Consider the following 15,900-nt stretch of genomic DNA (forward strand, 5'->3'; position numbering starts at 1 on the left):
CGGGTATAATCCTCGGCTTGTTTTTTGCCCGCCAAGACCTTCAGTGGATAGGGTGTTATGTCCGGAAAAGCGCAACAGCAGTCTCGTATCAAAGAGTTGATCACCCTTGGTCGTGAGCAGAAGTATCTGACTTACGCAGAGGTCAACGACCACCTGCCTGAGGATATTTCAGATCCAGAGCAGGTGGAAGACATCATCCGCATGATTAATGACATGGGGATCCCCGTACACGAGAGTGCTCCGGATGCGGACGCCCTTATGTTGGCCGACGCCGATACCGACGAGGCAGCCGCTGAAGAAGCAGCCGCCGCGTTGGCAGCGGTCGAGACCGACATCGGTCGCACGACTGACCCTGTGCGCATGTATATGCGCGAAATGGGTACGGTAGAGCTGCTGACACGTGAAGGCGAAATCGAAATCGCCAAGCGTATCGAAGAGGGCATCCGTGAAGTAATGGGCGCAATCGCGCACTTCCCAGGCACGGTTGACCACATTCTCTCCGAGTACACTCGCGTCACCACCGAAGGTGGCCGCCTGTCCGACGTCCTGAGCGGTTATATCGACCCGGATGACGGCATTGCGCCACCTGCGGCTGAAGTTCCTCCACCGATCGATGCCAAGGCTGCCAAAGCAGACGACGACACCGACGATGAAGAAGCTGAAGCCAGCACCGATGACGACGAAGAAGTCGAAAGCGGTCCGGATCCGATCATCGCAGCCCAGCGCTTTGGCGCGGTCTCCGATCAGATGGAACTGGCTCGCAAGGCCCTGAAGAAGCACGGTCGCGGCAGCAAGCAGGCAACTGCTGAATTGCTGGCCCTGGCTGAACTCTTCATGCCGATCAAACTGGTACCGAAGCAATTCGAAGGCCTGGTTGAGCGGGTTCGTAGCGCCCTTGAGCGTCTGCGTGCACAAGAGCGTGCGATCATGCAGCTCTGTGTCCGTGATGCGCGCATGCCGCGTGCCGACTTCCTGCGCCAGTTCCCGGGCAACGAAGTCGACGAAAGCTGGACCGACGCACTGGCCAAAGGCAAAAGCAAATACGCTGAAGCCATTGGTCGCTTCCAGGCCGACATCGTTCGTTGCCAGCAGAAGCTGACTGCATTGCAGACCGAAACCGGTCTGACGATTGCCGAGATCAAGGACATCAACCGTCGCATGTCGATCGGTGAGGCCAAGGCCCGCCGCGCGAAGAAAGAGATGGTTGAAGCGAACCTGCGTCTGGTGATCTCCATCGCCAAGAAGTACACCAACCGTGGCCTGCAATTCCTCGATCTGATCCAGGAAGGCAACATCGGCTTGATGAAGGCTGTGGACAAGTTCGAATACCGTCGCGGCTACAAGTTCTCGACTTATGCCACCTGGTGGATCCGTCAGGCGATCACTCGCTCGATCGCCGACCAAGCCCGCACCATCCGTATTCCGGTGCACATGATCGAGACGATCAACAAGCTCAACCGTATTTCCCGGCAGATGTTGCAGGAAATGGGTCGCGAACCGACCCCGGAAGAGCTGGGCGAACGCATGGAAATGCCTGAGGATAAAATCCGCAAGGTATTGAAGATCGCTAAAGAGCCGATCTCCATGGAAACCCCGATCGGTGATGACGAAGACTCCCACCTGGGTGACTTCATCGAAGACTCGACCATGCAGTCGCCAATCGATGTAGCCACCGTTGAGAGCCTGAAAGAAGCGACTCGCGACGTACTGTCCGGCCTCACTGCCCGTGAAGCCAAGGTACTGCGCATGCGCTTCGGCATCGACATGAATACCGACCACACCCTTGAGGAGGTTGGTAAGCAGTTCGACGTTACCCGTGAGCGGATTCGTCAGATCGAAGCCAAGGCGCTGCGCAAGCTGCGCCACCCGACGAGAAGCGAGCATTTGCGCTCCTTCCTCGACGAGTGATCACAAAAACCCCGGCCCAGGCCGGGGTTTTTGGTTCTACAGATTAAATCCTCGCGGCCTCCCCTCCCCCGCAATGCCCGTCTACACTCGAAACATTCCCCGTGCCATAACGAGACCGTTATGCCCAGATTGCCGACCGTGTTACTGCTGTCGCTGCTGACCTGGACCGCAACGGCTGGCGCGTTGACTCTCACCGATGAAGAGCGTGGCTGGCTGGCGGACCATCAAGAGTTGCGCCTGGGCGTCGATGCCTCCTGGCCCCCCTTTGAATACCGTGATGAAGACGGTCGCTACCAGGGCCTGGCCGCCGATTACGTGCGGCTGATGCAGGATCGCCTTGGCATCAGGATCAAACTGATCGAGCCGGTCAACTGGAGCGCCGTGCTGGAACAGGCCCGCAACAACCAGATCGACCTGTTGCCGGGCATCATGTCCACACCGGAACGCCAGAGTTTCCTGTCGTTTACCCGGCCTTATCTCGACTTCCCCATCGTCATCCTCGCCCATGAAGGGGGCCCACAACCGCGCAGCCTCAAGGACTTGTATGGGTTGAAAGTCGCCGTGGTGGAAAACTACGCGCCCCACGAACTGCTGCGCACTCACCACCCAGACCTCAATCTGGTGGCCATGCCCAATGTCAGCGCAACGTTGCAGGCCCTGGCCACCGATAAAGTCGATGCCGTAGTCGGCGATCTGGCCTCCAGCGTGTGGAGCCTGCGCCAACTCAAGCTGGAAGGCCTGTACATCAGCGGCGAAACACCCTACCGCTATCAGTTGGCGATGGGCGTCCCCAAGGACGACAAGATGCTGGTGGGCATCCTCGACAAGGTCCTGGCCGACATCAGCCCGGCCGAGACCGAAGCCATCCAGCAACGCTGGGTCGGCAATGTCATCGACCACCGCACCCTTTGGACGGACGTGCTGCTCTACGGGCTGCCAGCCGTACTGCTCCTGAGCATCGTGCTGGCCGTGGTTATCCGGATCAATCGTCGGCTCAGTTCGGAAATTTCCCGCCGGGTCGCCCTCGAACAGGAACTGCGCAGCAGCGAATACCACTATCGCGGCCTGGTGGAGAGCCTTTCCGCGATCGCCTGGGAAGCGAGCATCAGCGATTTCACCTACAGCTACGTGTCGCCCCATGCCGAGGAACTGCTCGGCTACCCCCGCGCTCACTGGCTGATCCCGGGCTTCTGGCGGAACATCATCCACCCGGCCGACCTGACCCGAACAGAGGCCTATTGCTACGCCGAAACCCGGGCCAACCGCGACCACAGTGTCGACTACCGGGTAATCACCGCCGATGGCCGCTGTCTGTGGGTGCGGGACATCGTCAGCCTGATCGAACACGGCCACGAACCGGTGCTGCGCGGCCTGATGATCGACATCAGCGAAGCCAAGCGCACCGAGGAAGCGCTGCAGCTTTCGGAGCAGAAGTTTGCTTCCGTGTTCCAGCAATGCCCGGACATCCTGGTGATCGCCCGCCTGTCCGACGGCTGCCTGATGGAGGTCAATAAGGCATTCGAAGACCAGATCGGCCTGAGCGCTGAAGAAGTCGTAGGAAAAACCGCCACCGAATTGAATATCTGGGGCATCCAGGGCGTAGGCCCCGGCCTGCTGCAGCGGGTACAGACCACCAGCATCCGCAACCTGGAAATGCCCTTCCTGCGCAGCAACGGCCAGGCCTTCACCGGGCTGATCTCCGCCGAACCCTTTCAGCTCGATACCACCGAAGCCCTGGTGGTGGTGGTGCGCGACATCACCCAACTGAAAGAAACCCAGCAACGCCTGCAAACCTCCGAAGAGAAATTCGCCAAGGCTTTCCACGCTTCCCCCGACGGCCTGCTGCTGTCACGCCAAAGCGACGGTTTGCTGATTGAGGTCAACGAAGGATTCAGTCGCATTACCGGCTTCAACAGCGTGATGTCGCTGGACCAGTCAACCCTGGACCTCGGCATCTGGGTCGACCTGAACGAACGCAAGCGCATGCTGGAGATGCTGCACCGGGATGGATTTGTGCGCGACTTTGTCTGCCATATCCGCCGCAACGACGGCGAGATTCGCCTCTGCGAGGTCTCCAGCCGACCGCTGCCCATCGGCGACGAAGACTGCATGCTGACCATCGCCCGGGACATCACCGAGCGCCAACTGATGCAGGAAAAACTGCAACAGGCGGCCACCGTGTTCGAGAGCACGGCCGAAGGCGTACTGATCACCGACACCCGGCAAAACATCAGCGCCGTGAACCGCGCCTTCAGCGAGATCACCGGCTACAGCGAGGCCGAAGCCCTTGGCCAAACCCCGCGCCTGCTCGCTTCCGGCCTGCACGACAGCGCCTTCTACGCGGCCATGTGGCACCAACTGACGGCCAACGGCCACTGGCAAGGCGAGATCTCCAACCGGCGCAAGAACGGCGAGCTGTACCCCAGCTGGCTGACCATCAGCGCGGTGCGCAACCGCGAGGAGTCGATCACTCACTTCGTCGCCGTGTTTGCCGACATCTCCAGCCTCAAGCACGCCCAGGCGCGCCTCGATTACCAGGCCCACCACGACCCATTGACCGGCCTGCCCAACCGCACCCTGTTCGAAAGCCGCCTGCAAGCCGCGCTCAACAACCAACAGGAAACCGGCAACCAGGGCGCCGTGCTGTTCCTCGACCTCGACCGCTTCAAACACATCAACGACAGCCTCGGCCACCCGATTGGCGACCTGCTGCTCAAGGACATCGCCGTACGCCTCAAGGACCAACTGCGGGACGTCGACACCGTCGCCCGCCTGGGTGGCGACGAATTCATCATCCTGCTGCCCGGCCTGCAACAAGCCAGCGACGCCGAACACCTGGCCAATAAACTGCTGGCCTGCTTCACCCCACCGTTCCAGGCGGGCGAGCATGAGTTCTTTATCAGCGCCAGCATCGGCACCAGCCTGTATCCACGGGACGGCATCGACGTCGCCACCCTGGTGAAAAACGCCGACGCCGCCATGTACCGCTCCAAGGCCAAAGGCCGCAACCGCGTCGAAAGCTACACCCAGGACCTCACCGCCCAGGCCAACGAACGCGTGGCGCTGGAACACGAACTGCGCCGGGCGATCGAACGCGACGAATTTTCGCTCTATTACCAGCCGAAGCTGAGCCTCGACACCCAACAACTGATCGGCGCCGAAGCCCTGATTCGCTGGCGGCACCCCACCTTCGGCGAAGTGCCGCCCGAGCACTTCATTGCCCTGGCCGAAGAGAACGGCATGATCCTGCAGATTGGCGACTGGGTACTGGAACAGGCCTGCCGGCAGATGCACCACTGGAGAAAAGCCTTTGATGACTTCGGCCCACTGTCCGTCAACCTCGCCGGTGCACAACTGCGCCACCCCAACCTGCTGGCGCGCATCGAGCAACTGCTGCGGGACAACCGCCTGGAGCCCGGCTGCCTGCAACTGGAGATCACCGAAAACTTCATCATGAGCCAGGCCGAAGAAGCGCTGGAGGTGCTGCACCAGCTCAAGCGACTGGGCGTGCAACTGGCCATTGATGACTTCGGCACCGGCTACTCGTCCCTCAGCTACCTGAAACGCCTGCCGCTGGACTTCCTGAAGATCGACCAATCCTTCGTGCGCGGCCTGCCCGACGACCCACACGACGCCGCGATCGTGCGCGCCATCATCGCCCTTGGGCACAGCATGCAATTCACCATCATTGCCGAGGGCGTAGAAACACCGGCCCAGCAAGCGTTCCTGGCGGCGGAAGGTTGTGAACAGATGCAGGGCTACATCGTCAGCCTGCCGCTGCCGCCGGAGCTTTTCGCCGCTACGTTCCTTCGTATGAGTGTTTCGGACTTTTCGGATGGCACAGCGAAGAAACCATCGCTATAATCCGCGGCCTACTGAGGGCCTATAGCTCAGTTGGTTAGAGCAGAGGACTCATAATCCTTTGGTCGTAGGTTCGAGTCCTACTGGGCCCACCATCTTGAAAGCCGCGCATTGCGCGGCTTTGCCGTTTCTGGCGTGCCGCAATGAAACATTAGTTAGTTGTCCCGAACGGCAACGGCGAAGACCATGATTCCCAATCAACGCCACTCCAGCACGAGGGAAACTTGTTCCATGCCTCAGAAGAAACGTTCGCCGCAAAACGCTATCCACCGCCTGGGCATGCGTGCCGCAGCCGCCGTCGCAATCACCCTCGCCACCATGAGCGGCGCACAAGCCGCCCCCGCTGCCACTGACACCATCAAGGCTTTCAAGCTGTGCACCGGCGCCGACAACAACTCCCACGTACTGGAAGGCACCATCGACCAGAGCATGCGCAACGACGTGACTGCCATTCACTTCAAGCAAACCCCGGCGCACGCCTCGTATGGCTGGCATAACGACCCGGAGCCTCAGTACGTGATGACGCTGTCCGGCACCCTGGCATTCGTGACTCGCGGCGGTGAGAAGTTCACGTTGCATCCGGGTGAAGTACTGATCGCCGAAGACAATACCGGCACAGGGCATCGCTGGAATTTGGTGGACGATCAACCATGGCGGCGCGGGTACGTAGTGTTGAAGCCAGGAGCGCCGGATTCGTTTATCCCGAACGATCCTGCCGCTGCGAAGGTGTGCAAGGGGTCTTAATCTCGTCGATCACGCCAGCGCATTAACAATGACTTGCGCCGCACCTAGCAACGGCGCATCCCCTCTAAACGCCCCAATCACCTGCAACCCCGCCGGCAACTCGCCGTCACCACGCGCCACCTGCACATTCACCTGCGGCAACCCAAACGCGCCCCAGAACTTGATGAAGTCCGACGGCCCCGTGGTCTCCAACCCCACCGGCGCCAACATCCCGCAGGAAACACTCAACATCGCATCAAACGGCTGGCAGATTTGCGCCAACTGCGGGGCCAGTTGTGCCAGGCGCACCTGGGCAGCCGACTCCTGTTCCCAGCTAATAGCCTTGGCACGCTCGATCATGGCCAACGTCGAGTCGCTGAGTAGTTCGGGATGAGACTGAAACTCCTTGGCCAATGAGCGGGCACCTTCACAATCGTTGATCAACTGGTGATCATCGAACACTCCGTCGAACGCCTCGGGCAACACGACTTCACTGACAAGAGGCCCCAACTTGCCTACCGCTTGCTCAATCGCCTGGGCTACTAACGGCTGCACGTCAGACCAGCGAGAGGTACGGCAGAAACCAAGCCGCAAGGGCCGATGCCCCACCTCAACAGCCGGAAACCCCGGGATCAACACCTGCGCCACCCGCTCAAGATCACGCACCGAGCGCCCATACCAACCCACCGTATCGAAGCTCGGCGCCAGGGGTTTCACGCCTTCCAGCGAGACCAGTCCAAACGACGGTTTGAAGGCATACAGCCCACAGTAAGCCGCTGGCTTGAGCAGCGACCCCGCCGTCTGGGTCCCCAACGCCAACGGGAAAAACCCGGCCGCCATCCCCGCCGCAGAACCCGCACTGGAGCTACCCGGCGTTCGGGAAAGATCGAGCGGATTACGCGTCGGCCCCGTGTGCATGTAGGCAAATTCAGTGGTGTGGGTCTTGCCCATGATGATCGCGCCCGCCTGGCGCAACAGTGTCACCACATGAGCATCCCGCGATGGACGATTGCCTTGGTAAATCAGCGAATAGAACTCCGTTGGATGGTCGGCGGTATCGAAGATGTCCTTGATCCCCACAGGCACTCCCGCCAGCGGACCGGCACAGCCGTCAAGCTGCCTTGCCTGCTCGCGTACCTCTTCAGGATCGAAGGATACAAAAGCCTGGATCTGCGGCTCGTCGATACCGATCCGCTCAAGAAAGTGTTCAGCAACCAGAGCCGGCTTACTAGCACCAGAACCCACCGCGTCGGCAATGTCCGTCGCATCAAGGTGATTCATCGACGCGCCCTCACTTGGCAAACAACTGCCCAATATCCTTGAACGCCTTGAACTCCAACGCGTTGCCGCACGGATCAAACAGAAACAACGTCGCCTGCTCACCCATCTGGCCTTTGAAACGAATATGCGGCTCCAGCACAAACCGGGTATTGCGCGCCTGCAATCGCTCCGCCAGCGCATGCCAATCATCCCAACTCAACACCACGCCAAAATGCGGCACCGGTACATCGTGGCCGTCTACCGCATTGGTGTGCGCCGCTTCCTGAGAAGCGGTTTTCGGATGTTCATGGATGACCAGTTGATGCCCGAAGAAGTCGAAGTCGACCCAGTGATCACTGGCACGTCCCTCCTCCAACCCAAACACCTCACCGTAAAACTGCCGCGCAGCCGCCAAGTCGAATACCGGAATTGCCAGGTGAAAAGGAGCCAGTGCCATCAGGTCTAACCTCTATGGGTATTAAGTCCTTCCGAGTCTAGCCTTGCCGTCATCGATGGAAAGACGATAGTTTTCGCATCGAGCTCAAATTATTTCGATCAATCGAGACGTCCATGCTGCGGGAACTGAAAACCTTTATCGCCGTCACCCGACATGGCACGTTCGCCGCGGCGGGCATGCATGTCGGGCTGACGCAGTCGGCGGTCAGCGCGCAGATCCGCCAATTGGAGCAGGTGCTCGGCGTGCAGCTGTTCGACCGAACCGGGCGCCAGGCCACGCTGAATGCGGCAGGCATCCGCGCGCTGCCGCTGGCCAAGGAGATTCTCGAGACGTTCAACCGCATGGCCGTGCCGGTGGATGCCAACGAATACCGTGGCGAATTGAAAGTCGGCGCCATCACCACCGCCCAGACCGGCCTGCTGCCCCAAGCCCTGGTGCGCCTGCGACAGGCGGCGCCGACGGTGGAGTGCAAGTTGGTGCCGGGGGTTTCCCTGGAGTTGCTCAGCCAGGTGGACGCAGGTGAGCTGGACTCGGCGATCATCATTCGCCCGCCCTTTGATTTACCCAAGGAGTTGCACGTACAGGTGCTGCGCAAGGAGCCGTTTGTGTTGATCGTGCCCCAGGCGGTCGGGGGTGATGACCCGTTGCAACTGCTCGAAGCTCATCCCCACGTGCGCTACGACCGCGCTTCGTTTGGCGGGCGGCTGGTCAGCCGTTTTCTGCGGGAGCAGCGGCTGGATGTGCAAGTGGCGCTGGAACTGGACGAGATCGAGGCCCTGGTCAAAATGGTCGAATGCGGCCTGGGGGTGTCACTGGTTCCTCACGCAGGTCTGTGGCTGGACCGATCCCCACAGGTCCGTGTCATCCCGCTGGGCGAGCTGACCTTTCACCGTGAAATCATCCTGCTCAGCCGCTACAGCCAGCGCAACCTTCCCGTGCCGCAACTCTTTGCCCGATGCCTGCTGGCTGACGTGATCTAAGACGCAAAAAAAGCCGCACATCCGTGCGGCTTTTTCAGGCCCTATTTCTTGGGCAACGCGTAGGCAATCACATAGTCCCCACGGTCCGGCGACTGTCGCGCGCCACCGGCGGTGAGCACGATGTACTGCGTTCCCGTCTTGGGCGAGACGTAAGTCATCGGCCCAGACTGGCTACCGACGGGCAGCCGGGACTTCCAGATCTCGTTACCGTTGCCGGTATCGAAGGCGCGCAGGTAGAAGTCCTGGGTGCCAGCGAAAAACAGCAAGCCCGACTGGGTCGCCAGGGACGCGCCAAGAGTCGGCATGCCTATCGGAATCGGCATGTGCATGCGGATCCCCAGCGGGCCGGTGTCTTCAACCGTGCCCACCGGCACTTGCCACATCAGCTTGTGGGTTTTCAGATCGATGGCCGACATAGTGCCAAACGGCGGTTTCTGACACGGAATGCCCGCCGCCGAGAGGAAGCGCTCGCGCATGGCGCCGAACGGCGTGCCTTCTTGCGGCACCACGCCCATTTCGATGCCACTGGCACCGGCGGCGATCTTGTCGCGCGGGATCATGTAGTTGGCCAAACCCAGGCGCATGTCGTTAACGAACATGTAGTGGGTGTTCGGGTCCACCGACACACTGCCCCAGTTCATCCCCCCCAGCGAACCCGGGAATTGCAGCGCGCGGTCCAGGCCTGGCGGCGTATAGACGCCCTGGTGCCGCATGCCCTTGAACTGGATGCGGCACATCAGTTGGTCAAACGGCGTGGCGCCCCACATGTCGGATTCGGTCAGTTGCTGATTGCCGATGGAAGGCATGTCCACCGAGAACGGCTGGGTCGGCGAATAACGCTCGCCGGGCACATTGCCCTGGGGCACCGGACGCTCTTCGACCCGGGCGATGGGTACGCCGGTTTCGCGGTTGAGCAGGAAAATTTCGCCTTGCTTGGTGACTTGAGCCAGTGCCGGCTGTACGCCGCCGTTGCCGTCCGGAATGTCGTAGAGCAGCGGTTGCGCCGGCAGGTCAAAGTCCCACAGGTCGTGGTGAGTGGTCTGGAAGTGCCAGCGCACCTGGCCGGTCTTCACGTCGAGGGCGACGATGGAGGAACTCCACTTGTCGTCATAGGCGGTGCGTTCACCGGCGAAGAAATCCGGGGTGGCGTTGCCGGTAGGCAGGTAGACCAGGCCGAGCTTGGCGTCGTAGGACATGGCCGACCACACGTTCGGCGTGCCTCGGGTATAGGTCTCGCCCGCAGGCGGGCGCTTGGTGGTGTTCGGGTTGCCCGGGTCCCAGGCCCACACCAGTTCGCCGCTGTGCACGTCAAAGGCACGCACCACGCCTGGCGGTTCGCCGGTGGAGAAGTTGTCTGCCACACGCCCGCCGACGATCACCACATTGCCCGCCACCAGTGGCGTCGAGGTTTGCTGGTAATAGCCGGGTTTTACTTCGCCCATGTCGGTTTTCAGGTCGACGGTGCCGTGGTCGCCGAAGTCTTCGCAGGGCGCGCCGGTTTCAGCATTGAGCGCAATCATACGGGCATCGCCGGTCGGCAGAAACAGACGTTTCACACAGGCTTTAGCACTGGCGGGTTGCTCGCTGGCGCTGCTGTCGAAATAGCCCAGGCCACGGCAACGCTGCCAGTTCGGGCCACTGCCCTGGGGGTCGAATTTCCAGCGTTGGGCGCCGGTGTCGGCGTCCAGGGAGAAGACTTTGCCGTAGGCGGTGCACACGTAAACGCTGTCACCGATCTGCAGCGGGGTGTTCTGGTCTTCGGCACCGGCGCCATTGCTCTCGGGAATATCGCCGGTGTGGAAGGTCCAGGCCACCTGCAACTTGTCGATGTTGCCTTTGTTGATCTGGTCCAGCGCGGCAAATCGGTTGCCAGCAGTGGTATTGCCCCAGTGGGCCCAATCTTTTTGCTCGGTGCCCGGTGTCACCGGCGTCACCGCAGGCTCACTGCTGACCTTGACCACATGGGTCGGCACAAACATGTACGCCAGCGTGGCGACCACGCCAAGGCCCAGCAGCCCGGCGACACCATAGGCGCCGCGCCCGGGTGTCGATCCCGAGGCGCGGGCGAGCTGTGGATAAATCAGCGCGACCACCAGGCCGATGACGGCAAAGGTCAGGACTCGTGAAACAAGCGGCCAGTATTCCAGCCCGGTGTCCCACACCGCCCAGATCGCGGTCAGTACCAACGCCACGGCGTACAGCCAGGCGCCTTGAGGCCGACGTTTGGCGATCAGTACGCCGGAGACCAGCATCGCCAGGCCCATCAGCAGGAAATACCAACTGCCGCCCAGCGCTACGAGGTAACCGCCGCCACCTGCCAAACCCAGGCCGATCAAGGCGATCAGCAGGCCCAGCCCAACCAGCAACCATCTGCTGCCGGTGGCAGCCCCAAAGTTATTCATCTCGCACACGTCCTTCCTGTATACCCAACGGGAAATAATGTACCAAACAGTTACTTTTAACAATCTGGCACAAATTAATGTGTTCGATCATCGGCGAAAAGAAATTCCGAGGCTTACTTGAAGTGGAATTTTATTTCCAATAGTGTCTACTTCAGAATCTTTGTCGCACCAGAACAATAAAAAGGAACCTCCCATGAAGCGCCTGCTTGGCTGTGCCTGTGCCCTGTTGCTGTCCACCGCCGCCCACGCCGAATTGCGCATCGGGGTATCGGTTGGGCAGTTCGATAACTACGTGTCCTACCTGGTGCAGGCCATGCAGGATCGGGCCAAGGCCTCACCTGATGGAGTCAAGCTGCAGGTGGAAGATTCCGCCAGTGACGTGGTGCGCCAGTTGAACCAGGTGGAAAGCTTTATCAGCCAGAAAGTCGACGCGATCATCGTCAACCCGGCGGACACCGCGGCCACCCGCAAGATCACCGAGAAAGCCAACACCGCCGGTATCCCGCTGGTGTACATGAATAGCCGTCCCGAGGTCGAAACCTTCCCGCCTGGCGTCGTCTTCGTCGGCACCGACGAGCGCGCCATCGGCCGGATGCAGATGGAGTACCTGGCCGAGAAAATGGGCGGCAAAGGCAACCTGGCGATCATCCTCGGCCGCCTCGCCCACAGTGATACCGGCAAGCGCACCAATGGGGTCAAGGATGTGCTGGCCAAGTACCCCGGGATCAAAGTCGTCGAGGAACAGTCCGGCGACTGGCAGCGGGAAAAAGGCATGGACCTGATGAATGATTGGCTGACCAAGGGCCAGACCATCAACGCCGTGGCCTCCAACAATGACGAGATGGGCATCGGCGCCGCCATGGCCCTGCACCAGACCGGGCGCCAGGACATTCTGGTGGGCGGCATCGACGGTACGCCGGATGGTTTGCAGGCGCTGAAAAAGGGCCAACTGGCAGTGACCGTTTTCCGCGACCCGGTGGCCATCGGCGCCGGCTCAGTGGACGCCGCGCTGATGCTGATCAAGCATGCCGCCCTGCAAGGCGATGTATGGATTCCTACGCAACTGGTCACCCCGGAAAACTACCAGCAGTTCCTGCGCAACTGAGCCAAACGCCGCCGCGAGCATCAAGGGGACCGAGCCTGTAACATGATCGCCCATTGATGCCCGCGCCGGAGAACACCTTGCCCGCCTCTCACACTCCCGTCCTCGATGAAATCGATCGACAGTTGATTGCCGCCTTGCAGATCAACGCCCGCGAAAGTGTGGCCATGCTCGCCCGGCAGTTGGGCATCGCCCGCACCACCGTCACCTCGCGCCTCGCGCGCCTGGAAAAAACCCAAGTGATTACCGGCTACGGCGTGCGCCTGAGCCAGCGCGTGGTAAATGGCGGCTTGCAGGCCTACGTGGGGATTACCGTGCAACCGCGCTCCGGCAAGGAAGTGCTGCGCCGGATCAGCGCCATGGCGCAGGTTCAGCAACTGTGTGCAGTCAGTGGCGAGTTCGATTACGTGGCCTGGCTGCGTACCGATTCGCCGGAACAGCTTGATCAACTGCTGGACCAGATCGGCAGCGTCGACGGCGTGGAGAAGACCACCACCTCGATCATCCTCAGTAACAAACTGGATCGCGGCCAACCAATCTGATCAATGACCTCGTCACTCTGACTAAAAACAATTCATTCCGGCGACACATTGCGTCTTATTAACGAATGCTACGCTCCCTAGAATGGCTGCCATCTTTTCCTATACTCAGTGGGTCGCGCCCCGCCGAGCCGCCAGCAAGGTCAGCCATGAGCATTCCTTCCAGCACCATCAGCAAGCCCAACCGCCACCCCGCCAACGGTAAAAAGCCAATCACCATCTTTGGCCCGGACTTCCCGTTCGCCTTTGATGACTGGATCGAACACCCGGCGGGCCCGGGCAGTATTCCGGCGGCCAACCACGGCGCCGAAGTGGCGATCGTCGGCGCCGGGATTGCCGGATTGGTGGCCGCCTATGAGCTGATGAAGCTCGGCCTGAAACCCGTGGTGTATGAAGCCTCGAAAATGGGTGGCCGCCTGCGCTCCCAGGCGTTCGAAGGCGCCGAAGGCATCATCGCGGAACTGGGCGGCATGCGCTTCCCGGTGTCCTCCACTGCGTTCTACCACTATGTGGACAAGCTCGGGCTTGAGACGAAACCCTTTCCCAACCCGCTGACGCCCGCCTCCGGCAGCACGGTCATCGACCTCGAAGGCCAGACGCACTACGCACAGAAACTCGCCGACCTTCCTGCACTGTTCCAGGAAGTGGCTGACGCCTGGGCCGACGCCCTGGAGGCCGGCTCGCAGTTCAGCGATATCCAGCAAGCGATTCGCGACCGTGACGTACCGCGTCTGAAAGAGTTGTGGAATACGCTGGTTCCGTTGTGGGACGACCGCACCTTCTACGACTTCGTCGCCACCTCCAAAGCGTTTGCCAAGTTGTCGTTCCATCACCGCGAAGTGTTCGGCCAGGTCGGCTTCGGCACCGGCGGCTGGGACTCGGACTTCCCCAACTCGATGCTGGAAATCTTCCGCGTGGTGATGACCAACTGCGACGATCACCAGCACCTGGTGGTGGGCGGCGTCGCCCAAGTGCCCATGGGCATCTGGCGCCATGTGCCGGAGCGTTGCGCCCACTGGCCGGAAGGCACCAGCCTCAGCTCCCTGCACAACGGCGCGCCACGGGCGGGGGTCAAGCGCATTGCCCACGCGCCGGACGGCCGTTTCGCGGTCACCGACAACTACGGCGACACCCGTGAATACGCCGCCGTGCTGACCACCTGCCAGAGCTGGCTGCTGACCACCCAGATCGAGTGCGACGAAACCCTGTTTTCGCAAAAGATGTGGATGGCTCTGGACCGCACCCGCTATATGCAGTCGTCGAAAACCTTCGTGATGGTCGACCGGCCATTCTGGAAGGACAAGGATCCGGAAACCGGCCGCGACCTGATGAGCATGACGCTGACGGATCGCCTGACCCGCGGCACCTATCTGTTCGACAATGGCGACGATAAGCCGGGGGTGATTTGCCTGTCCTATTCCTGGATGAGCGACGCCCTGAAAATGCTCCCGCAGCCCATCGAGAAGCGGGTGAAACTGGCCCTCGACGCGTTGAAAAAGATCTACCCGAAAGTCGACATCGCCGCACGGATCATCGGCGATCCGATCACCGTATCGTGGGAAGCCGACCCGCATTTCCTCGGTGCCTTCAAAGGCGCACTGCCGGGCCACTATCGCTACAACCAACGAATGTATGCGCACTTCATGCAGAAGGACATGCCGGCTGAGCAACGCGGTATTTTCATCGCCGGTGACGACGTGTCCTGGACGCCTGCGTGGGTCGAAGGTGCCGTGCAAACCTCGCTGAACGCGGTGTGGGGCATCATGACTCACTTCGGTGGCAGCACTCACCCGCAGAACCCGGGGCCGGGGGATGTATTCGATGAGATCGGGCCAATCGCGCTGCCCGAGTAAGGAGTTGCCCATGCGTGTCGCCCTGTATCAATGCCCGCCTCTGCCGCTGGACGTGGCCGGCAATCTCAAGCGCCTGCATCAGTTGGCGCAGGAGGCCACCGACGCCGACCTGCTGGTACTGCCGGAGATGTTTCTCACCGGCTACAACATCGGCGTGGAAGCGGTCGGCGCCTTGGCTGAAACCCAGGACGGCCCCGCTGCCCAATCCATCGCCGCGCTGGCGAAAAACTCGGGCGTGGCGATTCTGTATGGCTATCCGGAACGCGGTGCAGACGGGCAAATCTACAACGCCGTGCAGTTGATCGACGCCAACGGCCAACGCCTGTGCAACTACCGCAAGACGCACCTGTTTGGCGATCTCGACAACTCGATGTTCAGCGCCGGCGACGATGATTTCCCGCTGGTGGAATTGAACGGCTGGACGCTGGGTTTCCTGATTTGCTATGACCTGGAGTTCCCGGAGAACACCCGTCGCCTGGCGCTGGCCGGGGCGGAGTTGATCCTGGTACCGACGGCCAATATGGTGCCTTTCGATTTCGTCGCCGATGTGACCGTGCGGGCGCGGGCGTTTGAAAACCAGTGTTATGTGGCCTACGCCAATTACTGCGGGCAGGAAGGCGAGATCCAGTATTGCGGGCAAAGCAGCATCGCCGCGCCGGATGGCCAGCGGATTGCCCAGGCGGGTCTCGATGAGGCGTTGATTGTCGGCACTCTGGATCGGCAGTTGATGATCGACTCACGCGCGGCCAATCGCTACCTGCTGGACCGGCGTCCCGAGCTTTATGGTGCGTTGCACAAGCACTGATCCGGCAGGT

Annotated in this window: 11 protein-coding genes and 1 tRNA gene; 9 read left to right on the forward strand and 3 right to left on the reverse strand. The window is 61.0% G+C overall.

The genetic code is table 11. The features are described from left to right. The first annotated feature begins 57 nt into the window (after window positions 1-57). The 4 genes from rpoD (at window position 58) to D109_RS0107620 (ending at window position 6,513) form a co-directional block, all read left to right on the forward strand. On the forward strand, window positions 58-1,908 hold the full coding sequence (gene rpoD / locus D109_RS0107605; RefSeq protein WP_017476366.1) for an RNA polymerase sigma factor RpoD: 1,851 nt from the start codon (window positions 58-60) through the stop codon (window positions 1,906-1,908). A 120-nt stretch (window positions 1,909-2,028) separates the two neighbouring features. Beyond that, on the forward strand, window positions 2,029-5,772 hold the full coding sequence (locus tag D109_RS0107610) for a bifunctional diguanylate cyclase/phosphodiesterase (protein WP_017476367.1): 3,744 nt from the start codon (window positions 2,029-2,031) through the stop codon (window positions 5,770-5,772). Between the two features lie 15 nt (window positions 5,773-5,787). Further along, window positions 5,788-5,864 (forward strand) — tRNA-Ile (locus tag D109_RS0107615). Between the two features lie 136 nt (window positions 5,865-6,000). Next, window positions 6,001-6,513, forward strand: a complete 513-nt coding sequence (locus D109_RS0107620) for a cupin domain-containing protein (RefSeq protein WP_017476368.1) — start codon at window positions 6,001-6,003, stop codon at window positions 6,511-6,513. Window positions 6,514-6,522: 9 nt separating this feature from the next. Here D109_RS0107620 and D109_RS0107625 read toward each other — a convergent pair whose 3' ends face one another. Together D109_RS0107625 and D109_RS0107630 are read right to left on the reverse strand one after the other, a co-directional pair. Then, window positions 6,523-7,773, reverse strand: a complete 1,251-nt coding sequence (locus tag D109_RS0107625; protein ID WP_017476369.1) for an amidase — start codon at window positions 7,771-7,773, stop codon at window positions 6,523-6,525. A 10-nt stretch (window positions 7,774-7,783) separates the two neighbouring features. Beyond that, a complete protein-coding gene (locus D109_RS0107630; protein WP_017476370.1) occupies window positions 7,784-8,209 on the reverse strand; it encodes a VOC family protein in 426 nt (141 codons plus the stop codon). Between the two features lie 113 nt (window positions 8,210-8,322). Between D109_RS0107630 and D109_RS0107635 the strand changes: the two genes are divergently transcribed. Next, complete coding sequence (locus D109_RS0107635) at window positions 8,323-9,189, forward strand: LysR substrate-binding domain-containing protein (RefSeq protein WP_017476371.1); 867 nt, start codon at window positions 8,323-8,325, stop codon at window positions 9,187-9,189. Window positions 9,190-9,230: 41 nt separating this feature from the next. Here the strand turns inward: D109_RS0107635 and D109_RS0107640 are convergent, their stop codons facing one another. Continuing rightward, on the reverse strand, window positions 9,231-11,591 hold the full coding sequence (locus D109_RS0107640) for a glucose/quinate/shikimate family membrane-bound PQQ-dependent dehydrogenase (protein WP_017476372.1): 2,361 nt from the start codon (window positions 11,589-11,591) through the stop codon (window positions 9,231-9,233). A gap of 193 nt (window positions 11,592-11,784) precedes the next feature. Here D109_RS0107640 and D109_RS0107645 point away from each other — a divergent pair, with 193 nt between their 5' ends. The 4 genes from D109_RS0107645 (at window position 11,785) to D109_RS0107660 (ending at window position 15,890) form a co-directional block, all read left to right on the forward strand. Further along, window positions 11,785-12,696, forward strand: coding sequence for a sugar ABC transporter substrate-binding protein (locus tag D109_RS0107645; RefSeq protein ID WP_017476373.1), 912 nt, complete (start codon window positions 11,785-11,787; stop codon window positions 12,694-12,696). A 56-nt stretch (window positions 12,697-12,752) separates the two neighbouring features. Beyond that, window positions 12,753-13,235 carry an Lrp/AsnC family transcriptional regulator gene (locus tag D109_RS0107650; RefSeq protein WP_017476374.1) on the forward strand — a complete coding sequence of 161 codons (483 nt, stop codon included), beginning with the start codon at window positions 12,753-12,755 and terminating at the stop codon, window positions 13,233-13,235. A 167-nt stretch (window positions 13,236-13,402) separates the two neighbouring features. Continuing rightward, a complete protein-coding gene (locus D109_RS0107655; RefSeq protein ID WP_026077834.1) occupies window positions 13,403-15,085 on the forward strand; it encodes an NAD(P)/FAD-dependent oxidoreductase in 1,683 nt (560 codons plus the stop codon). 10 nt (window positions 15,086-15,095) lie between these two features. After that, window positions 15,096-15,890: a carbon-nitrogen hydrolase family protein gene (locus D109_RS0107660; protein ID WP_017476376.1), complete on the forward strand. Its 795-nt coding sequence runs from the start codon at window positions 15,096-15,098 to the stop codon at window positions 15,888-15,890. Window positions 15,891-15,900 lie beyond the last annotated feature (10 nt).

This window comes from Pseudomonas sp. PAMC 26793 (assembly GCF_000313235.1).
GTDB lineage: Bacteria > Pseudomonadota > Gammaproteobacteria > Pseudomonadales > Pseudomonadaceae > Aquipseudomonas > Aquipseudomonas yamanorum.

Excerpts from the sequence above, each read along its gene's own strand:
- rpoD (WP_017476366.1), top strand. The coding sequence starts at position 58 with ATGTCCGGAAAAGCGCAACAGCAGTCTCGTATCAAAGAGTTGATCACC.
- D109_RS0107640 (WP_017476372.1), bottom strand. The coding sequence starts at position 11,591 with ATGAATAACTTTGGGGCTGCCACCGGCAGCAGATGGTTGCTGGTTGGG.
- D109_RS0107630 (WP_017476370.1), bottom strand. The coding sequence starts at position 8,209 with ATGGCACTGGCTCCTTTTCACCTGGCAATTCCGGTATTCGACTTGGCG.
- D109_RS0107620 (WP_017476368.1), top strand. The coding sequence starts at position 6,001 with ATGCCTCAGAAGAAACGTTCGCCGCAAAACGCTATCCACCGCCTGGGC.
- D109_RS0107610 (WP_017476367.1), top strand. The coding sequence starts at position 2,029 with ATGCCCAGATTGCCGACCGTGTTACTGCTGTCGCTGCTGACCTGGACC.
- D109_RS0107660 (WP_017476376.1), top strand. The coding sequence starts at position 15,096 with ATGCGTGTCGCCCTGTATCAATGCCCGCCTCTGCCGCTGGACGTGGCC.
- D109_RS0107650 (WP_017476374.1), top strand. The coding sequence starts at position 12,753 with ATGCCCGCGCCGGAGAACACCTTGCCCGCCTCTCACACTCCCGTCCTC.
- D109_RS0107645 (WP_017476373.1), top strand. The coding sequence starts at position 11,785 with ATGAAGCGCCTGCTTGGCTGTGCCTGTGCCCTGTTGCTGTCCACCGCC.
- D109_RS0107625 (WP_017476369.1), bottom strand. The coding sequence starts at position 7,773 with ATGAATCACCTTGATGCGACGGACATTGCCGACGCGGTGGGTTCTGGT.
- D109_RS0107635 (WP_017476371.1), top strand. The coding sequence starts at position 8,323 with ATGCTGCGGGAACTGAAAACCTTTATCGCCGTCACCCGACATGGCACG.